Consider the following 20,385-nt stretch of genomic DNA (forward strand, 5'->3'; position numbering starts at 1 on the left):
CGGTACTGGCGCGGACTGCCTGGCAAGAGGCGGTCCGCGTCTTGCTTGCCGGGGCGGCGCCCGGAGTCGTTCTCGCGGGCGCCGGCCCGGGGTCATGCGGCTGATCAGGCCGTCTGGCGCGCCTTGGCCCGGTTGGCCTTGTGCTCGGCGCGCCGACGCTGCCGGGGCGTCTGCCGGTCGGTGCCGTTCTGCCGGCGGTAGTTGTCCGCCCGCTGCTCAGCGGTCAGCGCGGTGGCCTGCGTCCGACCGGGGCCGGTGGTGCCGCCGTTACCGCCGTTGGGGTGAGTCATGCTGCTGCCCTTCCTCGTGGCTGGTTCTCGCGGGATGCGATGTACCGCTCTGCGGCCGACTCCCGGATGCGGAGCCGGGCCTTCTTCGCGCCGGGTGCCGCCAGGTCGACGTAGCGGATCTCGTCGGCCCAGATCGCCCGGTAGACGGTCTGCTTGTCGACGCCCCAGAGGTCGGCGACCTCGCTGACCTTCAGCAGGCGGTCCATGTCAGACCGCCGACTGGGTGGTGGTGACGGTGAACAGGTCGTCGAGGGTGGGCTCGGCGTGCCCGTACTCGGCGAGCTTGTCGGCGTTGCGGCGAAGGGCGGCGACGCTGCGGGCCATGAAGACCTCGCCGATCACGCCGCCGTTGCGCACGCGGCGCACCTGCCGAACGGTGAGGCCCGTCTCGGCCGCGATCTTCGTGAGGGTGTCGCAGCCGATGAGCCGGAAGAGCAGCAAGTACCGCTCGACGTCGAGGCGTATCCCAGCCGTGTCCTGGTGGGGTGTGGTGCTCGTGTCCGTACTCACGAAGGACAAGCTACTAGGACATGGACTACCTAGCAACCCCCATGAGCACGGAAAAACGCCGGCTCATTGTCTAGGACATGCATGTCCGCTACAGTGGGCGGCATGTCTGCTTCCCGCAACCGACGTCGCCGACGCGTCAACCGAGATCGATCAATGCGAACGGTCAACTCTTCCCAGGCCACGCGCCAGAAACCGCGCTTCCGGCGTCGACCGATCGGCCGCGCGTTCCGGCCCGTATTCCGCCACGCCCGGCTACTGCTCTCGGACATGCGTGTCCGGTACGCTGCGGATGTGGCGGAGGGCAGCATCGACCGTGAGGCGTGGGCGAAGGTCATTTCGACGCTCATCGCCCAGGAAACGGGCACGCCCGCCAAGCCGGAGGGCAACAAGTCGGCGTTCGCTCAACTCGTCGGCGTCACCTACAAGACCGTGCTCCGCTGGACGCAGGCCAAGAGCGAGGTGTCCGAGGACAGCGTCCGTCAGGTCGCCCGCGCTCTCCACGTCTCACCGCTGGAGCTGCTCGTCCGCGTCGGCTACTACACCGGTGCCGACCTCGACGCGGCCGTCCAGGCGTCCGGACCCGTCGACACCGTCCGCATCGACCAGAGCGACCCGGCGTTGCGCGTCATCCTCGAATCCGGCGTCCCTCCCCGCGTCCAGCAGCGGATGATTCAGCGCCTCCAGGACCTGCGCTCCCGCGAGGCTGAGCGGCAGGTCGACGAGGTGCGGTGGTGGGTCGACCAGGCGCGAGGGGCATAGCCCGTGGCTTGGATTCGCCAGCTGCCCTCCGGACTGTGGGCAGCTACCGTCAGGCTGCCCAAGGGCAGCGACCCTGACCGAGTCACCGAGACGCACAAGCTCAAGGGCGCCGTCACCAAGTGGGCGGCCGACCTCGAGGCCGACATCCGCAAGGGAGACTGGATCGACCCCCGCGCCGGCAAGCGGACGGTGGGGGAGTGCTGGGAGAAGTGGGGCACGACGAGCCGCCGGCTGGAGCAGGCCAGCCGCAGGCGCGACGAGTCCCACTGGCGCGTGCACGTCGCCCCTCGATGGGCGAAGGTGCCGGTCGGGTCGATCCTCAAGCCGGACATCACCGCGTGGGTCGTCGAGATGGAGGAAGGCCACACTGTCCGGTGCCGCGACCGGAAGTCGTGCTCGGGCTGTAAGGCGCCGGTCGGTGCCGCCACGATCGAAGGATCGCTCGGCGTGCTCCGGTCCATCCTCGACCTGGCCGTGGAGGCCAAGCTCCTGCGGGACAACCCGGCCCGGGGCGTGAAGCGCCCGAAGCGCAACGCGCACGTGGACCGGGTGCTCGACCCCGACGAGGAGCAGCGCCTGGTCGACGCGCTCGACCGGATGTTCTGGGGCCGCGTCGATGCCGGCCTGTTCGTTCAGTTGATCGCCGACACGGGGATGCGGTGGGAAGAGGCTGCCGCGATCCCGCCGCAGATGATCGACACCCGCCGTGGCCGCATTCAGATTGCATGGGTAATGGAACGTGACGGAACCGCCCGGCCGTATGCGAAAAGCGCCGCCGGGAACCGTGCGGTGACATACGGGGACCATTTGGCGGCGCGCCTGAAAGAGGCGAAGATCGGGGCACGGGAAGTGTCGGGGGTGTTCCCGAATGACGACCCGGGGCGGCTGGTGTTCTTCAGCGAGAAAGGCGACCCTCTGCGGTACTCGAATTGGCACCGGCGGGTGTGGACGCCAGCGCTGCACGGACTCCCGGAGCGGCCGAAGGTGAAGGGCCACGCTTTCCGGGCGGCGATGGCAGGCGCCGGCCTGGACGACCCGCAGCCGACCCCGCACGACCTGCGGCACACGTTCGGCACGCGGCTGGCCGACGAGGGCGTCCCGCTGCACGACATTATGGCGCTGATGGGCCACGAGGACATCCGGTCGGCGCAGCGGTACCTGCACTCGCGGGAGGAGCGGTTCGAGCGGGCAAGGGCCGCGCTGCGGCGTGCCCGGGCGGTTGGCTCGTGAGTCACCGGTGAGTCATGATCTTGAGACGGCATGTTGAAAGCGCCTACTTCTGCCTACGTTCGTTCAGGCGTCCACGCAGGTCGGCGCACGTTTCCCCAGGTCAGGGCATAGGGTCGGCATTCATTCACACCGAAGAGGTCACTGGTTCGATCCCAGTATCGCCCACGCAGGTCAGAGGGCACATCCCATTGATGGATGTGCCCTCTGACGTTTCCTGAGTATCTAACTGAGTGACTAGCGGTCCGGGGTCAGCGCGAAGATGCGATCCATGGCGACCGCTCCGCTCAGCAGCACCGGTCGAAGTTGGTGCCGGTAGACCTTCTCTGTGACAGTGGTGCCGGAGTGCCCGCACAGGTCGGCGATGTCCTCCAGACTCACGCCGCTGCTCGACAGGACCGAGACGAAGCTGTGCCGCAGCTCTCGGGGCGTCCACTCGGTAGCGGTCAGCCCAGCCTTGGCAGCGACCCGGCGGAATGCTCGGCGGACGTTGGCGGCGTCCAAGGCGCTGCCGGTGGTGCTGGCGAACACGAGGTTGCGGGGCTGCCAGTCCTTTCCGGCCTTGCCTCGGTCGCGCTGTTGCAGTTCCCGGTGGCGGTGGAGGGCGACCACGCATCGGAGCGGTAGCGCGAGCGTGCGGCGTGACTTCCTGGTCTTGGTGTCGCCACCGGCGCGGACCGAGTGCCAGACCGCGATGGACGGTGGCATGGGCGGATCATCGTCGGGTCGTCCAGTGAGGTCGACGTGTTCCCACGTCAGCGCGCGTAGTTCCTCGGTGCGTGCTCCGGTGAGCAGGGACAGCACCACGTAGGCGTACAGGCGGGTGTCCTCGGCGGCGGCGAGTACCGCCTTAGCCTGATCGAGCGTCAGCGACTTGGAAGGCCGCCCCTGCTGTCCCTTAGGTATCGAGCAGAGCGCGACGACGTTCCGCTTCACCTTGTCGCGCGCCATAGCCCTGTTCACGGCTCGATTCAGGCACGCGTACAGCTCTCGCAGGGTGCGGGTACTCAGGGTTTCCGCCTTGGCCGCAAGCCATCGGTCGACATCTTCCGCGCTGAGGTCACGCAGTTTCCGCGCGCCCAGCTCGGGGATGATGTGCCCTCGGCAGAGGTAGCCGCACTTGTCGATGGTGCCTTCCGAAAGGCCGGTCAAGCCGTAGGTCAGCCAGTCGGTCACAGCGTCCGCGACGGTGAAGCCCTGCGGCGCGATGGTCAGCCCGTCTTCGTGGTCGCGCAGCACTTCCTTGAGCTTGGCCTTGGCTTCGGTCTTCGTCTTCCCACTGCCCCGGCGGACGATGCGCTTCCCGGCCGGGGTGTAGCCGACCGTGACGGACGCGATCCACCGTTGCCGGGACTCGTCCCAGTGCAAGCCACCGTCGCCACGACTACGACGCTTGGTCATCAGGCAGCCTCCTGCATGGTCTCGCGCTCCAACAGCGCGACGTAATCGGTGATCGCTTGAGCGGGCACGAGCCGTGCTCGCCCTTGGGTTACCGACCGGAGACGGCCGGATCGAATCTGTTCGTAGATCACGGTGCGGCTCAGGCTGAGCAGCGCCATTGCCTCAGGGATGCGGTAGAGGGCCTTGGTTCGCATGCTGAGGGGCCTTTCGACTAGAGGGCACCTATATGGAGGATCAGGCGGGTATCGCCGCAGGGCGGCATAGAACGGCCCGCTGAGAGCGCCACAGGGCCACGACCCGGGGCGTCCGGGTGTGAGGGTGTGGGCCGATGCGGCTGAGACCTTCTCAGCGGGCCGTTCTCATGGAGGGCTGCCGGCGGTAGGCGCTTCGGGGTGTCCCGGTGGCCGGGGGGTATCCGTACCATCCGTACCAAGCTCGTTTTGCCTGCTCAGGGGCGGTACGGATTGGATCGCGGTACGGATTAATGCGTACCAGGGGCAGCGGTAAGGGTGCGTCGTGGTACGGATCGATCCGTACCAGCGGGGTAATCCGTACCAGGGATGACCTGCGGAAACGACGTTGGTACGGATGGTACGGATACCCCAGCGGAAGGGGTTTCGGGTGCCGGGCAGTACCGCCGCCACGCGTCGGTGAAGGCGGTGCGCGGGTAGCCCTTTGCCTGCCCGACCGGGAAGCGGATCGTCTCGGACTTAATGCCGAACTCTCCGAGCAGGTCACCGAGTTTCTTGCCAGTGAGCCCGTTGGGGCCACTGTCGGCCCATGGCGCTTCGGGGTCACCGTTCAGTGCGGCGAGCAGGTCGGCGGTGGACGCGGCGGCCGGGTTCCCGAGGGTGACGAAGGCGGTGCGGATGTCGGCCAGGAGCCGTACCCGGTGGGAGACGTTGCCGGCTTCGTCGGCTTCGGCGGTCAGCGTGGTCACGGCCTGCCGGGCACGGGTCGGCCAGGTGCCCCCGGCCAGATCAGCGACGGCGACGAGGGGTTCCCAGGTGTCGGCGGCCCGGTCCTCTACCGGCATCGGCGGTTCCGCGGCTTCGAGCGCGGTCAGGTTGGCGCGTAGCCACCCGGCCAACTGCTGCGCGACCGTGCGCAGGGCGGGGCCGTCGCGGCGGTGCCGGTACGGGGCGACCTTCTCGCCGGGCGCGCGGCGGCGCATGCGGATCACCACGGCGCGGTCTTCGATGGTGTCGGGCATCGCGCCGATGCCGGCGAGCGCGGCCATGGCGAACGTGGGGATCTTCTCCAACTGCTGACTTGAGGCGTCCCACCGGATCGCGGGCCGGTTGCGTTGGTGTCCGGCGTTGAGTAGGCCGCGTAGGTCTTCGTTGGCGTCGGCGTTCTTCCCACCGAATAGGGTGTCGGCCTCATCGACCAGCAGCGTCGGCGGCTGCCCGGTCCCGATGGCCCGATAGACGGCGGCGGGTGAGGCGTTGACCGTGATCAGCGGGTCGTGGCAGGTGCCCTCCACCACGTCGAGCAGACGCGATTTCCCGCACCGCTTCTCCGGTGCCCGGATCACGAGGCGGGGCGCGTGTGCCCACGCGGCTTGCGCGTGGGTCGCGGCGATCCACAGCGCCACCGCGTCGACCGCTTCCGGGCTAGGGAGGATGACGTACTTGGTGAGGCAGGCGTGCAGCTGGTCGAGGATCGCCGCGCCGTCGTTGGGCTGGTCGGTGGTGCTGGTCGGTGGGTTCATGCGGCGAGTCCTTCGGCGCGGAAGCCACCACGGATGGCGGCGCGGATGTCCCGGTCGGTCTGCTCAGCGGCGCGGCCGGCGGTGGTGAGGGCGGCTATGGCGTCGTCGCGGCTGATGGCGTCGGCGGCGACCATGCGGGCCACGCCGCGTACCGCGCCATAGAGGGTGGTGCGGCGGCTGCCCTCGGGGGCGTCGGCGACCGCTTGCAGGTGCGCGGCAAGGAGCCGATCAGGGAAGGAGATGCCCCCCGCCGCGCGCGTGCTGATCGGAGCGTGCGGCGTGACCGGCAGCGGTGCCGGCGGTGCCGGTCGGCAGGCCGTGACCAGCGCGGGGGGCATCTCCTCCATGTTCCTGCCCGGTGCCCACCGGTACGGGCGGCCGGTACGCGGGTGCACTGACGGCGGGAGCACCACGTACCCGCCATCGGCTTTCACGTCGATGCCGGGGCCAAGTCCCTGTCCGGGCTTGCCCTGGCTGCAAGGCACCGGGTCGTCGGGGTGCTGGTAGTACAGGTGCAGGCCACCGGACCCGGTCGCCACGTACGCGGTCGGCGGCAACCAGCCCCGGCCGATCAGGTCGTTCATGGTGTCCCGGCCACCGTGGGCGGGGTCGACGTCGACGACGACGGTGTCGGATGCGGCACCGGTGCGCAGGGCGAGTTGGCCGGTGGGGACGGCGTTCACGATCGCGGCGATGCGGTCGGGGTCGGTGGTGGCGGCGTAGAAGCCGTGGCAGGTCAGGCAGGGGCAGGCGTTCCGGTCATGGTCGGGGCCGGCGTCGGTGCAGGGTGCGCAGTTGGCGACGGGTCGCTTGGAGCGGGCGAGCATGAACACCGGCCAGCCACGGGCCGCGTAGTCCAGGGCGGCGGCGAGCAGCGGTGACGGGTCGGGCATGAGGCTCCTTCCGTACGGGTGGACGGGTGTCGGGTCGGGTTCGGGTCGGCCCGCGAGAGCCGACGGCGTGTGCGCCGGGCAGCGGGGACCTTGTAGGTAGGGGCGGACACCGTTCGGGTTGTGGCAGTAGCGCTGCTGTGCGCCGATCCAGTGCCAGCAGCGGGTGTCGAGCAGGTTCATGGGGCCGGGACGCTCCTTCCCGGTGTGGCGGTGGAAGGCCGGCGGCACGCGGGCACCGGCCATCCAGGAGGTGAGTGCGCGAAGCGCGTCGTCATGCCCTTTGCGGGTTAGCGCCGGTGGGTGATCAGCGCCCAGATCACGAACCCGGCCACCGCCATGACGAGGGCGGCGGTGAGGGCGAGTCCGGTGAGGTCGCGGATGAGCCATCCGGTGACGCGGGCACGGGCAAGGGCGGCGTCGGCGTGCCACGCGACGCGCTCGACGCGACGGCCGAGGGGTATACCGAAGGTGATGCCGAGGATGGTGCCGAGGGCGAGCGCGGTGAGGGCGACGGCGGTCAGGTTCATGGGTCGACTCCCGTTGCTGGGCAGGGTCGGGCGGCCGTGTATTACACGTGAATTTCACGGCGGGTTTGTCTAGGTCAGGGGCCGTGTAATCGCCGTGAATTTCACGGCGATTACACGGCCGGCGCTGCCGGTGGTCAGGCGGTGCGGAGGATGCGGTACCGGCCGTTGCGGTTGACGGGCATCAGCAGCGGGTGGTCACCGACGGTGAGTTCCTTGAGGGCCTTGGTGAGCCAGGCCGCGCCGTAGCCGGTGGCGGCGAGCACGTCACCGAAGTCAGCTGCCCGCGCTTCCGTGTGTCCCTGCTCGGCGAGGGTGGTGATGTGCTGCCGCAGCAGTGCACGGGCCTGCTCCGGGCTGGTCTGCTTGGGCAGGGCGAGGGAGAACCGGCGCAGGGTCGGGGTGGTGTCGAGTTCCTTGGAGGGGTCGACGTCGTCGGGCGGGTCGTTGGGGTTGACGCCGGGGCGTGCGGCCATGGCGGGTACCTCCTGCTCAGCCTCACCACCACCGGCGGTGGGGCGGGGGCCGGGTGACGGCTTGACGGTGTCGGTGGGCATGACGGGGGCGAGAGCGCGAGCGGTAACGGGGTCGAGCGGTTGCCGGACGGTCGCCCACCCGGCCACGGCGGCGGCCAGGTCGCTGCGCTGGGCGAGTTCGGACCGGCAGGGGATCGGCCACCGGCCGGTGGGGATGCCGGGCGACTCGATGTACAGGTATCCCGGCTTGCTGCTGCCCCACGTCTCCGGGGACGCTCCGGCGTCGACGGTTTCGCCGGACAGAGCCAGGGTTGGATCGTCGCGGCTGTCGATGCCGAAACACACGTTCGTAGCGAACTGCGACCGCAGCGACGTCGGTGCCCGGTCGTGCGTCCACCGCTGCTGCGACAACACCAGGGAGATACCGGCCGACCGTGCCCGCTCCGCGACCTGCACGAGGGCGGGGTGGCCGGACCATGCGGCGGATTCCTCCACCCACACCATCAGGTGCGACAGCGAACAGCCCGGCATCCACTCCGTCAGGTCCTCTTTACCGAGGGCTTCCGTCCGGGCGGGAATGACCTTCTCCGCGAGGATGTCAAAGAACGCTTCCGCGTGCTCGTCATCCGTGATGAGCAGCGCAAGCCCGTCCTTGACCGGCTTGACGGTCTGGTCGCGCTTGACCGTGTCGACCACCACCAGCGCACCATCCGCGCGGGTCAGGTAGTCGGTCATCACCACCAGCGCCCATTCGGTCTTGCCGGACCCGGTCATACCGGTCGCGCGGACGTGGGTGGCCGGGCGGACACCGGGTCGACCGGTGAGCCACAGTGCGACCTTCTCGCCGTCTTCGGCGATGCCGAACCGCAGCGGCGCGTCCCCGACCGACCGACCGGGGGCGGAGGGTCCGGCCCACGGGATGGTGTCGCGGAGCTGGTCGACCGGCACCACCTCAATCCGGCCCGTGCGGACGGAGTCGGGGTCCCGGTGCACTCGCACCGCCGACGGCGCGACGTCGAGAGCGGACGCGATCGAGTCACGCGACCCTTCGACGTCGGACAGGGTTTCGCCGTGCGGCATGGTGATCGACGCTTTGACCTTCGCTCCGTCGACCTTCGGCCGGCCGATCCGGGCGTCCTTCAACGCGGCGACCGCGTCAGCCAGGCCACCGGCGGTGGTGCGTGCGGGCTGCTCGTCGGGGTTGGCCTTCGCCATCAGCCGCATCACCCCGACCGCCACCGACGCGACCACGGTGCCGCCGGCCCACAGGTCCAGCCACGGCCGATCCCACGGCGCACCGATCGTGGCGCCCAACGCCCACACCGACCCCGACGCGGTCAGCAGGGTCGCCACCCGCTGCCGGATCACGCCACGGGCACGACCGGCGGCCCACGTGAGCGCGGTGAGTCCGCCTCCGGCGGCGGTGATGCCGGCGGCGGCCCACGGGTTGCTACCCCACCAGTGGTGCGACGCGGCAGCCGCCGGCCACGCCAGCAGACACCCGGCGGGGCAGACGAGGTACGGCAGGGCAGCCGTACGAAGGTCGACGGTGTAGGACATCGGGGAGAGTCCGCCGTTGCGGGGCATGCGTGCCGAGCGGGGTCGCTTCATCGCCCACCCCCGCCGTTGGTGAACCGGAAGTCAGACTTTCGGGGCCGGTGGCCGACCGCTTCGAGTTCGGGGAGGTAGACGGCCTCGAAGCGGGTCGACGCGGTCACGATGTACTGCGACGCGACCACTAGGGCGTCGGAGGCGTGGGTGATGGGCTTGGCGACCTGCCGGGCCCGTGCCCGTGCGGTCAGTCCGCCGATGACCACCCCGCCGGACACGGCGCGCAGTCGGGCGTCCAGTTCGGAGGCGGTGACGCCGAGTTCGAGGGCGGAGGCGTGCAGGACGCGGCGGGTTTCGTTGAACCACTGGGAGAGGGCGACGTTGTCGGTGAGGGCGTCGGCACCGGTGAAGATGCCCCGCTGGTCGTGGTTGCCTGCCATGCTGATGGTTCTCCTTCAGGGGAGGGCCGGGCGCGGATCCGTTGTCGAGGCGAGTGCCGCGCCCGGCGCAAGCGGCGGGTGGGCCGGTCGGCCCCCGCACCCACCCGCGCAACCGGGGGCGGGTGGGCACGGTCGGGAAACCGGCGGGTTAGCGCAGGGCGAGGGTGAGCAGGGCGGTGACGGCGGTGCCGACCAGCCCGGCCACCAGCAGATCGACGGCGAGGCGTACCCGCCGGTACTTGCGCACTGCCGTGCGGGACAGCCACACCAGATGCCGTGCCTGCTCAGCGGTGGTGACCAGGGGCGGGGCGGTGGCCTCGGTCATCAGGTCACCCGGCACAGCGGTGGCGTAGCGAACCAGGCCGTGACCACCGCCGAGGGACGGCCGGACCGCACAAGCCAGCAGCGCCACCGCCGTGCCGACCAGCGCGACCGTGACCACTCCGGCGGCCATGGCCGCACCGGGCAGGTCAGCGCGGGCCAGAACCGCCACGCCGACCGTGACCGCCGCACCGGCGACCGCCATCAGGGTGGATGCCTTGCTGTCGACACGGACCAGCTCGGCCCGTACTTCGGTGGTGCGGGTGGTGAACCATTCCGGGGCGGGTACTGGCACCATCAGAGGTGCCCTCCTCTCATCGCAGGGTTGGGTGCAAGGCCGGCGGCACGGCGCGGGTTTCCAGGCCATAGGGCCGTGCCGCCGGGCAGAGCTACTGGTCGGCGTGCATCAGGTGCGCCAGCGCCGCGCCCATGCCGAGCACGGCCACCGGCAGGCAGGCCACGAGGGTGGTGATCCACCATGGGGCGACGGTGATCCCGGCGGCGATGAGCAGGTGATAGGCGACCTGGCCGAGTGCGCCGATGGCGAGGGAGCCGAGGGCGGACCACTTGGCGAACCGGGCCGCCCGGACCGGTACCCGCCCGGACAGCCACACATAGAGCGCGAACGCGCCGTAGGTCTCGACGCCGATAGGGAGGGTGATGGCGGTGTCGATGACCCACCCGGACCCGATACCGGGCAGCAGGTTCACCTTCCCGAACCCGGTCAGCTTGCCCAGCCCAACCCAGCCACCCCAGATCGCCACGAACGCGGGCAGCGCCAGGAGGATCACGGGCCACACCACCGCCCGACGAGACGACGGCGGACCGATCTTCGTGTCCGGGCTTTCGACCGGCGTGACCTGCTCGGACGGCTCGACGGCCACCACCGGCGGCGCGGGGTCCGGGTCCGGCGCGGGCTGCTCGGGTCGGTCGGGCGTGGCCGGGTCCGCCTCCGGACTGTCCGGGTCCGTCTCGGGGGTGTCGGTGGAGTCGGGGTCCGGCGCGGGGTCGACCGGGAACAGCGTGGGCCGGTCGACCAGACTGCCCCGGACCACCAACGCGGCGTGCATGCGGTCCGACCGGGCCTGCTGGTCCCGCTCCTCACGCAACCGGGTCAGCAGTTCGGTCGCCTTCTCCGACCCGATCCGGAACCGCTTCATCAGCCGGTTCCGCGACGGCAGCCCGCCCAACTCGTGGGTGAGCTTCCGGGCCGCCGGCAACAGGTCTTCCACCGGCTGCGGGTAGCGGGTGCCGTTGATCGTCGGCGCGGTCATCGCAGGGTCTCCTTCATGGCCGGGGTGGGCTTGTTCAGAACGTGGGCGAGAGCGAACGGGGCGAGCATCACCAGCGGCCCGCCCAGCAGGATCAACAGCAGGATCACGAGGTACCTCCGTAGGCACAGTCGGTGCACTCACCGAGCGAGCGCGGGATGTAGTAGGGCCGCACATCGCGGCACGTCGGGCAGGTGCGCCGGGCAATCAGCGCGGCCCGGACAGCACGGAGTTGGGCGGGGGTGGCGGTGCGCTTCGGCCGGGCTAGGTCGACCCGGTACAGGTACGCGGTACGGGTGCCGCCCACACCGCGCCAGAGCACCTGAGCGGCGACGGGTTGACCGCCGGGGCGTAGGCCGGCGGCGCGGAGTTGACGGCGGGTGGCGTAACCGGACGGGGCACCACGCCACCAGAAGGTAGGAATGCCGTAACGCGCCCCGTCCGGATCCCAGTAGGCAGCGCGAATGCGCGACATCAGGCCGCGCGAGACGCGTCGTTGGGACAGCCGTACACGGCTCGGTGCGACACCTGCTCAACGCCGCAGATTTGGCACGCCACGACCTTGCAGCCGTACGCGCAATCCGTCGACAAGCGCACCTCCACCAGCCGGCAGACGTGCTCCCGCTGGCGGGCGGTCAAGTCGGCGGCAGTCTGGGTAATGCGCGCCTCGGCGCGGCGTACCCGACGCCAGTCCAGGGCGGTGGGACCGCCGTGGTCCTCGGCGTAGATCAGGCTGATCTCAGCGTCGAGCAGGTCAAACTCAGCCGCGATCAGCGGCCACTCAACCTCGATCGCGGCCAGGTCGACAGCGGTCGGCTCCTGCTGGTCGTAGTCGTGAATCACTTCGCTCGGTTCCTTCCGGTACGGCGGGAGCGGGCCGGCTGTCGGCAGGGCCGGCAGTGGCGCTCATCGGGGGCCAGCGGGGCGAGGCACCCGCAGCCGTTGCAGGTGCGCCATACGGCGCTGGGCTTCGTCGTGACACGCACACACGCGGCGAGCACGGTCATGGCGGGATCACCTCTCCTCACAGGTCAGATCAGGTGGATAGCCAGGGGGCGGGACTGCGCTGTGGCAGCGCGTCGCCGCACCTGGCGGGATCAGTGGCAGAAGCGGAACCGCGCGCCGGACCCGTCCACTCGGCCCGCTCGCCCGGGACATACCGGGGTCGGCCACCGTGTGGCTCAAGGCGGGCATACCGCAGACGGATCTACGCGGCGCTTCTGCTGTGAAGTTCTCAATGAACGAGTGCGCGGCAGCCCGTACGCGCACGCCGCAGCCGAAGCCACAACGCCGACGCCGACAACCAACCGGCTTGTTCACCCCCCTAAACCCTGCGATCCAGGGGGGTGGTGGCGACAAGTTGAACACGCGCCACTGAGGGCGGTCAACCCCCCTTAACAAGAGAGTTCGCCCCTACTCACAGGCTGGAGACCGTTCGGGTGGGTCAAGGCAGCTCAGGTAGGATTAGCCCCCTTGACGAAGGGAGTGCCGGGTGAAGGACCCCGCAGCGGTAGCTACCGTGAGTGACACGCGAGAGCGAGCAACAGCCGCCCACGCGTTGATCGAGGACTACCAGGGCGCGATCGCCGAGCTGTCACGGATTCGCCGGGAAGCCCTTGAGCAACTTCTTGCCGACGGCATGACACAGGCACAGATCGCAGACCTACTGGACATGTCTCGATCGCGGGTTTCGCAACTGCTTTCCGCCGGCACCCGTCCCGAACGCGCATTCCTTGGCACCGGAAGGTTGACGGTTGCTATTGGGGGAAAGCAGGAATCCGGCCGACACGACCCGGGCGACGTACTCTCGGCAGAAAGCTTCGCGGCTTACAATGTGCTAGCGGACCTAGCCCGAACCGTTGGGCTGGATGCCAGTTACGAGGTAGTCCCACCGCCGGGGTTCGTGCACCTAAATCGCCCGAACCTCATTGTCCTAACCTCGCCTCGGCTCCTGCCTTTCGTTGGGCAGGTGATGGAAGCTGATCCGCATCTGCGTTTCGCCTCAGACGAACACGGCTGGTATCTCATCGACGGCGAAACCGAGTACCGGTCGCCCCGCGACGACGGCCAATCAGCGGACTACGGATACGTTGGTCGGTTGCCGCGACCGGACGGCAAGGGATCGTTCTTGTACCTAGCTGGCACGCATGCCCAGGGAACGCTAGGTGCCGCCCAATTCGTCGCCAACAACCTTGCCCAGCTTTACAAGGAGCTTAAGAGCCGCCGATTCTCGATGGTGGTTCGCTGCGAGTACGACCCAGCCAACCCACGGAAAATTCTTTCCTGCGAGCGCATCACTCCGATCTACCGCCACGAAAGCTGAGAAGCATGCGAATCCTTGCAGCATCAGAGCCGTCAAGGGCAGACAAGCTTAATGAAGACTGGTTCTCGGCGTCGCCGAATCTGGTCGTGGTGCTAGACGGCGCGACCGCTCGTACCGACACCGGTTGCGTACACGGCGTCTCATGGTATGCGGCGCAGCTCGGTGCCGCAGTCTCAGCGTATGCAAGCGACGTATCAACAACGCTGCCAACAGCACTGGCATCTGCGATCAAGGCCGTCGCCGAGAAGCATCCCGACTGCGATCTAACAAGCCCCGGCACTCCCTCGGCTGCGGTGGCTGTTCTCCGTCTTACCTCTAGTCATCTTGAATACCTGGTTCTCGGAGACGTCGGCATCGTCCTTGCTTCCGACTCGCACCTAAGCGTCATCATTGATGATCGAGTCGATAAGACTGCGCAGGCAGAGCGCCGAGAAGCAGACGAACACCCGATTGGATCAGCCGAGAAAGCCGAAGCTCTGATCCGAATGAAGTATGCTGAACTAGCCGCCCGAAACACCGATGGGGGTTTCTGGGTATCGGCCGCAGACCCTGCGGTTGCCAGACACGCGATCATCGCTGCAGTGCCCATAGAAACCGTCACTCGGTCAATCCTCCTGACCGATGGAGCGGCGAGGCTCGTGCGCATGTTCAATTGCGTGAGCTGGAGAGAGATGCTTGACCTCTTGGAGAATCAGGGGCCAAGTGAAGCGCTTCGGCGCGTGCGCCAGCTCGAAGAGTCCGATCCGGTTGCTACCCGGTGGCCGCGCAACAAGAAGAGTGATGACGCCACCCTCGTATACGTGGCGAACCTAGGGTAGGCGACCTACCTCGCGTCCCGGCACGGGCTATCACCCGGTCCGCTGATAATCTCTCGCTCGCAATGTGCGCGCTTCTACTTCACGGCGTCACATCTTTACTCGCATCCTCTGGGCCAATCAGACGGATGCGGTCGTACTGCTCTTGTCGAGAGGCATAGTCTGCAAGAGCCTTGATCAGTGATCCAAGCTGCATCACTGCGTAGGAAATTGCAGCACTGACAATGAACAGGCCGGCGCTGGCTCTGCGGCAACTCTCACTGTCAGCCATATTCAGGTCTCCAGCTATAGCAAAGTAGATCAGACTTGCTATGCCCATAAAGAGTTGCGCCGCCATGGTCCACAGGAAAATGAAGATCAAATCCCCGTAGTATGAACGGAAGGCTGGGCCATACTGGCCACCATTAAGCGGAGCGCCGTTGGTCGCCGCGACTCGTTCACGGCCGTCCCGCGAAATCACCCTGACGCGTGGAGCGTCTTTGCCGTTCATAATCATCGTCAAGTAGAGGCGACTGCGAGGCATCGACAGAGCTAAAACGGTAGCTGCCGTCGCGGCACCGAAACCTAAAGCAGAGAAGGCTAGCGAACCGGCTACAAAGTCCTTGACTTCCGCTTGCTCGAAGGCTGGGAACCAGCGCAGACGGAAAGTGGCGAACGTGAGACTACCCGCCAAAAATAGGCTTATTGCTACATTACGATGCAGCAAGGTGTCGCCTAGGCGCGGAACTACGTACCTGCGCATGAATCCGAAGAGGACCGGGCTACGTGCCTCACGGTTCGTCTGCATGTCGATAGCCTAGAGGCAGCCTACGACACTTCCGGTCCAGGTCCCGCTATCGCAGGCGGCTCCTGGGCGGAATCCAGCGCCATCGGCATATTTCCCGTTAGATCGATTGATACCGAACTACCGCCTAGTCTGGACGCTGCAATGACGGCGAGACCATGAGCCTGCTCGAAGATGATCTCATCCTGGTCGAACTCGGAGGCCCGGTCATCAACCACTGCATGCGTACGAAGTTGAAACTTCTCCGTGGTTATCACCGTGTCTCGCTGTTCGCCCTCACGTCGGCCGACAACCCGTGCCTTCCGGACATTCGTAAGCGTCCTGCGAACATGAGTTCTGATGAGCCCTACCATCCCTCCCGTCCTACTCAAGGTGTCCCCGCGTGCAGCAGACACCACAACTTGAGCCCGCTGCCCGTCCGACTCGTCTGCCAAGGTGGAGAGTACGTCGTTGGCGTCGTCCCAATCCGTGTTCGGTCGGTTGACTTCTAGAGCAGCTTCCCGAATTCTAACGAGTCGATCGATCTCTCTTTCGAAAGAATCGGATGGCAGCGAGCTAAACTGGAGTCGAAGTCTCCTTGCGTACTGATTTATTCGGGCGAGCGTGGTGAAATAGTCCTCCAGAGTGCCGACACCAACGCCATTTCGGCGGCCTTCCAGCAGTAGAAGGCGCAGTTCGGGCACGATCGTTGCTCTGGTCGGCTCAGCGGGCCAGGTTCCCGGGGGCGGCGAATCCCTTCGCGTTTCGCCTGTGGCCTCGATATAAAACAACGGCTTCCCGTTCGGGTCCCCACTAACGAACCGTAGATCTAGGAACGGCTCCCGGTATGATATTCGCGCGAGTGCGATATCGAGTTTTTGGCTAATGCTCACCTGCGTTGCGCGCGGCGGCGTTGCCCGGAGCCATTCAAAGAAGTGGACATAGTCAAGCGGGGCGCTGTTCAGGTGGCCATGCATGAGGTATGCCCTGATGGATCTGCTCCGCTGCGCCATCAAACCTCCCAAGAGCTGACGCAAGATCGAGCCAGCATATAGTTACCAAGTGATGGGGGTGAAGTTTGATTCGGAGAGCTTCTCACACTGTCGGTAATGTGACATGAGATTAGGGCATTCAGTGCGGATGCCCTAATAGGGATTTTCTCCGCGTATTGCTACCCGTGTGCGCGCACTGGTCAGCCTGTGCGACAGCAACGCCTACTACGCGAGCTGGCCCCGGGCTGACACCTCTTCTCGTTTCCGGCGACGCCCCGACCCTGCTGCGCCGGATACATGCCGAAGTCGGCTCTTGATGTCTAGGGGTATCCGCAATAAGCCCAGGTCAGACCGTCTATCCACCTTTGTCGAAACACCGTTCTCTGGAGTGGCTGCTCAGGTCTGTGGGGCCGCCGCGCGGGGACAACCTCGATGAACATGGGTGCAGCTGCGTGTCCAACTGAGTGACAACCAGCCCGCACGCCAGCGGACTTGAGTAAACGATGGCGGACTAACGGACGAGGTGAAGCAGGGCCGGCGGGCTGGTCCAGATCCCATGATCATTCGTTCACACCGAAGAGGTCACTGGTTCGATCCCAGTATCGCCCACGCAGGTCAAAGGCCACTTCCCATCGAGGGAAGTGGCCTTTCTGCTGCCCGTACAGCAGTGGAGTACAGTAACGGCGGTCACTACCTCCGGGAATGCGGTGCGCATGGCGGAGACGCTCAGGGTCGAGGAACTTCGTCAGGTGTGCGCACTGTTGCTGGACGCCGTGCAGGAGCGGTTCGGTGCGGAGGTCGATCTGTCGGTTCTCGATGTCGACCACTACTGGAACGTCGACCTACGTTCCGCGTTCAGCATCTTGGAGGACCCGGCGTCGGGAATCGACGTCGGGCAGAGCAGTGACGACGTAGCGGAGTTGCGCGCATTGCTGCGCCGCCCGGCGGACGAGGGACCGTGGCTCTGGCACGACCTGCAACACCTCGCCGGGGTACTGCGGTTGCTGGCCTACCTCGACCTGCCGGCCGCCGAGACAGACGAGAGCTGAGCCCGATGCCGGCTCGTGGTCGGTGGTACGTCAACCGTCAGGGAGCCGCCGAGTCGTTGAAGGGCGTCCCGGGTCGCGGTGGACGTGACCTGGGTGTAGATCTCCATGGTCACGGAGAACCGGGCGTGCCGCAGGATCCGCATGGCCCGGTGTCTACACCTGAGCGGGTGGGGTCACAAACTGGGTGACGACCAGCGCATATACGGGCGGACGAGCATGGACTCTGGGGGACCGTCGCGGCAGCTCACGGTCTAGAAACCGGCAGGGTCAAGGCTCTGTGTTGGCTGCCTGGGGGCAAAGCGTCGAGGCCGTCGCCAGGTCGTTGAACGTCGACCAATGATGCCCAACGGTAACGTTGGGTGCCAAGGATTTGTGCAGCTCAAGCAGGTGATAGGCGTCCTTTGGCCGGTTCGCCCGGCACCCGTAACCAGTTCAACGCCAAGTGATCATCGCTGGTCTGGCGGTGCCGCGACAGAGCGACTAGCGAGACGGGGAGACGCCACCCGACCGTCGAACTGGCCGCTCGGCTCGATGAAGCGCTCGACACGAACGGCCTTCTTTCTGGCATGTTGCACGTGCCGTCTCTGCCGGATGATCCGGAGCGGTTGGCGTACGTCGCGGAACATCCCCGCCGGGTGGATCTTGCGACCCTGCGCACACTGAGCCAGTTGCTCGCCGCACACCGCCGGCTCGAAGACACACTCGGTGCCACGTCGCTGCTGCCGACGATCCGTACCCAGTTGGACCTGGTCACCACGCTCGTTGCCGAGGCGGGAAGCGCGCTGCGGCCACAGGTGGTCGACCTCGCCGCGCAGTGGGCTCAGTTCGGCGGCTGGCTGTACGCGGCCAGCGATCGACGTCGCCTCGCCGGTCGGTGGTACGGCACTGCGCTGGAGTGGGGCACGGAGGCCGGTAACGCCGACATGATCGCCACGGTCCTCAGTATGCGGGGACATTTGGCCTGGTCGGAGTGGCGCGCAGGTCCGCTGATCGCCCTTTCCGTAGCGGCGGTTCGACAGCCGGCGAGTCCAGGAGTGCGGGCCATCGCGACCCAGCAGCAGGCTCGGGGCCATGCCCTGGTCGGCGAAGCGGACCCCGTCATCGACCTGCTCGACCGCGCCGTCGACCTGTCCGAGGCAGCCAGCCTGGCACCCGACCGGGAACCGCCGTGGATCTACTTCCACTCGGCGGCCTACCTGGCGATGCAGCGTGGACTCGCCTACCGGCTCATCGGCCGGAACGCGGAGGCGATCGAATGCCTGCGACTCGGGCTGACCGGTCTGCCGGAGGAGTCGGCCGGTGCTGCGTGGACCGGGCCTTACCTGCTGCGTCTCGCGGCGGCGCTCGCGGACACCGGCGAGGTCGGCGAAGCGTTCGACGTCTACGAGCGCGTCGCAACACTTGGACGCGCCACCCGTACGGTCGGCCTCGTCGACCAGGCTGAGGCTGCTGTCTGCGCTCTGTCCGCACGTAGAGAGCGGACGCGCTGAATCTCGACCGTCACCGCTCGATCACCGAACGTTGATCTCGGGGTCTGGCTCGCAGGAGAAGCACCGGTACGGCCGCGAGCTACGCCCTTCGTTCGGCGCGGCGGTGTCGGTCCTTCCACGAGCACCACCGCCGCGCCCTCCCCGAAGGAGGCGCAGGTGGGCGGCGTGCAGCACGAGTCGACGCAGAGCCGAGGCGAGCAGATTCAAGCGTCAGAAAGGGAAGCCGCCCGGCAGCGGCTCCTCGCGCAAGCTGAAGCGGACCGAATACCAGCCGAGGAAGCTACTCGGGCCGTACCGGACCGGCGGTGGCGTCGTGGACAGCACTGACCTGTTGCCGGTCGGTCGGCGGGTGGCGTACTGGCGGGGTCGGCGGAAGCTGTCGCAGCAGGTGCTCGCTGATCGGCTGGGTAAGTCGAAGAGTTGGGTGGACAAGGTCGAGCGGGGTGTCCGCTCGCTGGACAAGGTCTCGACGCTCCAGGACATCGCCGCCGTCCTGCGGATCGACACGGCGGTGCTGCTCGGTCGGGACGTCCAGCCGGTCGGGGTGGCCGAGCGCGTCGAGGGTGTGGAGCGGATCCGGGTGGCGCTGTCGACGTACGAGATCGCGTTGGAGCGCCCGGCAGCCCGCCGTCCTATGCTGCCGGCCGAGGGGCTGGCGCGGGAGGTCGCGCATGTGTGGACGACCTTCCAGCACACCCGCTACCCGCAGGTGGTCGACCTGGTGCCGCAGTTGGTGGCCGACGCGCAGCGCACCCACGCCCACGACATCGACGCGGGGCGGATGCCGCTGGTGGAGGCGTACCGGGTGACCGCAGCACTGCTGGTGAAACTCGGCGAACCCGAAGTGGCGTGGCTGGCCGCCGACCGGGCGATGGCTGCCGCCACCGGTGATCGGGCATTGGTGGCTGCCGCTGCCGTGCAGCTCGGTCAGGTGTTGCGCGCCTCGGGGCGGGCGAGGGTGGCGAAGTCGGTGATGCTGGCCGCCGCGTACCGCATCGCCCCGCCGGTGATCGAGTTCGGCGACCCGGCCGAGTTGTCCCTGTGTGGAACGCTGCTGGTGCAGGCGGCCCTGGCCGTCGCTCGGGAGAGGGACGACCGCTCTGCCGTCGAGTCGGTCGACGAAGCTGCCGAGATGGCGGCGCGGGTAGGGGACGGGCACGACCACTACCGGACCGGGTTCGGGCCGACAGCGGTGGACCTTGCCCGGATTGCCGTAGCGGTGGAACGGGGCGACGCGGAGGAGGCTGTGGCCCGATACGAGAAGGTGACTTCTGAGGGCCGGTGGCGATGGTTGCCCGCCGAGCACCGGGCCGCGTACCTGATCGACGTCGCCCGCGCGTACCTGCACGCCGCCGACCCGGTCAACGCCGGCCGGGTCCTGATCGAGGCCGACCGGATCGCGCCGGCCGAGATCCGCAGCCGGCCAGCCGGCCGAAACGTCCTCGCCCAGGTTGCCCGTGATCCCGCCGCTCCGACGACGCTCACCTACCTTGCCGCAACCCTCGGGGCTGAGTGGTGACCGCGCCGTTCCTCTCCCTGGCGCAGATCCGCAACCGGCTGGTCCTCACCGCCCGAG

At 67.7% G+C, this 20,385-nt stretch carries 22 protein-coding genes; 7 read left to right on the top strand and 15 right to left on the bottom strand.

Features of this window, described 5'->3' with window-relative positions:
• Positions 1 to 104: 104 nt before the first annotated feature.
• Genes ACIBJE_RS02310 through ACIBJE_RS02320 form a run of 3 tightly spaced genes read right to left on the bottom strand, consistent with a single transcriptional unit; the run spans position 105 to position 800 of the window.
• Positions 105 to 290, bottom strand: a complete 186-nt coding sequence (locus tag ACIBJE_RS02310) for a hypothetical protein (RefSeq protein WP_396741869.1) — start codon at positions 288 to 290, stop codon at positions 105 to 107.
• The gene (locus tag ACIBJE_RS02315; RefSeq protein ID WP_396741871.1) at positions 287 to 496 is read right to left on the bottom strand and encodes a helix-turn-helix domain-containing protein; all 210 of its coding nucleotides are present in this window, start codon (positions 494 to 496) and stop codon (positions 287 to 289) included. The genes ACIBJE_RS02310 and ACIBJE_RS02315 overlap by 4 nt, the downstream gene beginning before the upstream one ends.
• Position 497: 1 nt before the next feature.
• Complete coding sequence (locus ACIBJE_RS02320; RefSeq protein WP_396741873.1) at positions 498 to 800, bottom strand: hypothetical protein; 303 nt, start codon at positions 798 to 800, stop codon at positions 498 to 500.
• A 291-nt stretch (positions 801 to 1,091) separates the two neighbouring features.
• Here ACIBJE_RS02320 and ACIBJE_RS02325 point away from each other — a divergent pair, with 291 nt between their 5' ends.
• Together ACIBJE_RS02325 and ACIBJE_RS02330 are read left to right on the top strand one after the other, a co-directional pair.
• Positions 1,092 to 1,559 (top strand): helix-turn-helix domain-containing protein, encoded by a 468-nt coding sequence (locus tag ACIBJE_RS02325; RefSeq protein WP_396741875.1) that lies wholly within the window; start codon positions 1,092 to 1,094, stop codon positions 1,557 to 1,559.
• A gap of 3 nt (positions 1,560 to 1,562) precedes the next feature.
• Positions 1,563 to 2,789 (top strand): tyrosine-type recombinase/integrase, encoded by a 1,227-nt coding sequence (locus tag ACIBJE_RS02330; RefSeq protein WP_396741877.1) that lies wholly within the window; start codon positions 1,563 to 1,565, stop codon positions 2,787 to 2,789.
• Between the two features lie 234 nt (positions 2,790 to 3,023).
• On the opposite strand, the gene xerC is transcribed toward ACIBJE_RS02330, so the two are convergent.
• From xerC to ACIBJE_RS02385, 11 genes are all read right to left on the bottom strand, one after another.
• Positions 3,024 to 4,187: a tyrosine recombinase XerC gene (gene xerC, locus ACIBJE_RS02335; protein ID WP_396741879.1), complete on the bottom strand. Its 1,164-nt coding sequence runs from the start codon at positions 4,185 to 4,187 to the stop codon at positions 3,024 to 3,026.
• The gene (locus ACIBJE_RS02340) at positions 4,187 to 4,381 is read right to left on the bottom strand and encodes a helix-turn-helix domain-containing protein (protein WP_018825092.1); all 195 of its coding nucleotides are present in this window, start codon (positions 4,379 to 4,381) and stop codon (positions 4,187 to 4,189) included. The genes xerC and ACIBJE_RS02340 overlap by 1 nt, the downstream gene beginning before the upstream one ends.
• Before the next feature lie 287 nt (positions 4,382 to 4,668).
• Entirely contained in the window at positions 4,669 to 5,901 is a 1,233-nt protein-coding gene (locus ACIBJE_RS02345; RefSeq protein ID WP_396741881.1) for a DUF3631 domain-containing protein, read from the bottom strand.
• The gene (locus ACIBJE_RS02350; protein WP_396742229.1) at positions 5,898 to 6,794 is read right to left on the bottom strand and encodes a bifunctional DNA primase/polymerase; all 897 of its coding nucleotides are present in this window, start codon (positions 6,792 to 6,794) and stop codon (positions 5,898 to 5,900) included. The genes ACIBJE_RS02345 and ACIBJE_RS02350 overlap by 4 nt, the downstream gene beginning before the upstream one ends.
• Positions 6,795 to 7,081: 287 nt before the next feature.
• Complete coding sequence (locus ACIBJE_RS02355) at positions 7,082 to 7,321, bottom strand: hypothetical protein (protein ID WP_396741883.1); 240 nt, start codon at positions 7,319 to 7,321, stop codon at positions 7,082 to 7,084.
• Positions 7,322 to 7,455: 134 nt separating this feature from the next.
• Positions 7,456 to 9,405, bottom strand: a complete 1,950-nt coding sequence (locus tag ACIBJE_RS02360; protein ID WP_396741885.1) for a conjugal transfer protein TraB — start codon at positions 9,403 to 9,405, stop codon at positions 7,456 to 7,458.
• Complete coding sequence (locus ACIBJE_RS02365; RefSeq protein ID WP_396741887.1) at positions 9,402 to 9,785, bottom strand: hypothetical protein; 384 nt, start codon at positions 9,783 to 9,785, stop codon at positions 9,402 to 9,404. Before ACIBJE_RS02365 ends, ACIBJE_RS02360 begins: the two co-directional genes overlap by 4 nt.
• Positions 9,786 to 9,933: 148 nt before the next feature.
• Positions 9,934 to 10,404 (bottom strand): Pycsar system effector family protein, encoded by a 471-nt coding sequence (locus tag ACIBJE_RS02370; protein WP_396741889.1) that lies wholly within the window; start codon positions 10,402 to 10,404, stop codon positions 9,934 to 9,936.
• Between the two features lie 91 nt (positions 10,405 to 10,495).
• Positions 10,496 to 11,380, bottom strand: coding sequence for an ABC transporter permease (locus ACIBJE_RS02375; protein ID WP_396741891.1), 885 nt, complete (start codon positions 11,378 to 11,380; stop codon positions 10,496 to 10,498).
• A 103-nt stretch (positions 11,381 to 11,483) separates the two neighbouring features.
• Complete coding sequence (locus tag ACIBJE_RS02380) at positions 11,484 to 11,852, bottom strand: RRQRL motif-containing zinc-binding protein (RefSeq protein WP_396741893.1); 369 nt, start codon at positions 11,850 to 11,852, stop codon at positions 11,484 to 11,486.
• The gene (locus ACIBJE_RS02385; RefSeq protein ID WP_396741894.1) at positions 11,852 to 12,220 is read right to left on the bottom strand and encodes a DUF6284 family protein; all 369 of its coding nucleotides are present in this window, start codon (positions 12,218 to 12,220) and stop codon (positions 11,852 to 11,854) included. The genes ACIBJE_RS02380 and ACIBJE_RS02385 overlap by 1 nt, the downstream gene beginning before the upstream one ends.
• A gap of 649 nt (positions 12,221 to 12,869) precedes the next feature.
• On the opposite strand from ACIBJE_RS02385, the gene ACIBJE_RS02390 reads away from it, so the two are divergent.
• The gene (locus ACIBJE_RS02390; RefSeq protein WP_396741896.1) at positions 12,870 to 13,700 is read left to right on the top strand and encodes a sigma factor-like helix-turn-helix DNA-binding protein; all 831 of its coding nucleotides are present in this window, start codon (positions 12,870 to 12,872) and stop codon (positions 13,698 to 13,700) included.
• 5 nt (positions 13,701 to 13,705) lie between these two features.
• Positions 13,706 to 14,518, top strand: coding sequence for a protein phosphatase 2C domain-containing protein (locus ACIBJE_RS02395; protein WP_396741898.1), 813 nt, complete (start codon positions 13,706 to 13,708; stop codon positions 14,516 to 14,518).
• 79 nt (positions 14,519 to 14,597) lie between these two features.
• Here ACIBJE_RS02395 and ACIBJE_RS02400 read toward each other — a convergent pair whose 3' ends face one another.
• The gene (locus tag ACIBJE_RS02400) at positions 14,598 to 15,302 is read right to left on the bottom strand and encodes a hypothetical protein (RefSeq protein ID WP_396741900.1); all 705 of its coding nucleotides are present in this window, start codon (positions 15,300 to 15,302) and stop codon (positions 14,598 to 14,600) included.
• Positions 15,303 to 16,911: 1,609 nt separating this feature from the next.
• On the opposite strand from ACIBJE_RS02400, the gene ACIBJE_RS02405 reads away from it, so the two are divergent.
• From ACIBJE_RS02405 to ACIBJE_RS02415, 3 genes are all read left to right on the top strand, one after another.
• Complete coding sequence (locus tag ACIBJE_RS02405) at positions 16,912 to 17,319, top strand: hypothetical protein (RefSeq protein WP_396741902.1); 408 nt, start codon at positions 16,912 to 16,914, stop codon at positions 17,317 to 17,319.
• Positions 17,320 to 17,954: 635 nt separating this feature from the next.
• Complete coding sequence (locus ACIBJE_RS02410; RefSeq protein WP_396741904.1) at positions 17,955 to 18,809, top strand: hypothetical protein; 855 nt, start codon at positions 17,955 to 17,957, stop codon at positions 18,807 to 18,809.
• Between the two features lie 313 nt (positions 18,810 to 19,122).
• Positions 19,123 to 20,328 carry a helix-turn-helix domain-containing protein gene (locus tag ACIBJE_RS02415; RefSeq protein ID WP_396741906.1) on the top strand — a complete coding sequence of 402 codons (1,206 nt, stop codon included), beginning with the start codon at positions 19,123 to 19,125 and terminating at the stop codon, positions 20,326 to 20,328.
• Positions 20,329 to 20,385 lie beyond the last annotated feature (57 nt).

Source organism: Micromonospora sp. NPDC050187 (assembly GCF_044459745.1).
Classification (GTDB): domain Bacteria; phylum Actinomycetota; class Actinomycetes; order Mycobacteriales; family Micromonosporaceae; genus Micromonospora.

What these genes read in the sequence shown, in the direction of transcription:
- ACIBJE_RS02340 (WP_018825092.1), bottom strand. Translation starts at nt 4,381, where the DNA reads ATGCGAACCAAGGCCCTCTACCGCATCCCTGAGGCAATGGCGCTGCTC.
- ACIBJE_RS02365 (WP_396741887.1), bottom strand. Translation starts at nt 9,785, where the DNA reads ATGGCAGGCAACCACGACCAGCGGGGCATCTTCACCGGTGCCGACGCC.
- ACIBJE_RS02380 (WP_396741893.1), bottom strand. Translation starts at nt 11,852, where the DNA reads ATGTCGCGCATTCGCGCTGCCTACTGGGATCCGGACGGGGCGCGTTAC.
- ACIBJE_RS02350 (WP_396742229.1), bottom strand. Translation starts at nt 6,794, where the DNA reads ATGCCCGACCCGTCACCGCTGCTCGCCGCCGCCCTGGACTACGCGGCC.
- ACIBJE_RS02345 (WP_396741881.1), bottom strand. Translation starts at nt 5,901, where the DNA reads ATGAACCCACCGACCAGCACCACCGACCAGCCCAACGACGGCGCGGCG.
- xerC (WP_396741879.1), bottom strand. Translation starts at nt 4,187, where the DNA reads ATGACCAAGCGTCGTAGTCGTGGCGACGGTGGCTTGCACTGGGACGAG.
- ACIBJE_RS02315 (WP_396741871.1), bottom strand. Translation starts at nt 496, where the DNA reads ATGGACCGCCTGCTGAAGGTCAGCGAGGTCGCCGACCTCTGGGGCGTC.
- ACIBJE_RS02370 (WP_396741889.1), bottom strand. Translation starts at nt 10,404, where the DNA reads ATGGTGCCAGTACCCGCCCCGGAATGGTTCACCACCCGCACCACCGAA.
- ACIBJE_RS02395 (WP_396741898.1), top strand. Translation starts at nt 13,706, where the DNA reads ATGCGAATCCTTGCAGCATCAGAGCCGTCAAGGGCAGACAAGCTTAAT.
- ACIBJE_RS02375 (WP_396741891.1), bottom strand. Translation starts at nt 11,380, where the DNA reads ATGACCGCGCCGACGATCAACGGCACCCGCTACCCGCAGCCGGTGGAA.
- ACIBJE_RS02355 (WP_396741883.1), bottom strand. Translation starts at nt 7,321, where the DNA reads ATGAACCTGACCGCCGTCGCCCTCACCGCGCTCGCCCTCGGCACCATC.
- ACIBJE_RS02360 (WP_396741885.1), bottom strand. Translation starts at nt 9,405, where the DNA reads ATGAAGCGACCCCGCTCGGCACGCATGCCCCGCAACGGCGGACTCTCC.
- ACIBJE_RS02400 (WP_396741900.1), bottom strand. Translation starts at nt 15,302, where the DNA reads ATGCAGACGAACCGTGAGGCACGTAGCCCGGTCCTCTTCGGATTCATG.
- ACIBJE_RS02310 (WP_396741869.1), bottom strand. Translation starts at nt 290, where the DNA reads ATGACTCACCCCAACGGCGGTAACGGCGGCACCACCGGCCCCGGTCGG.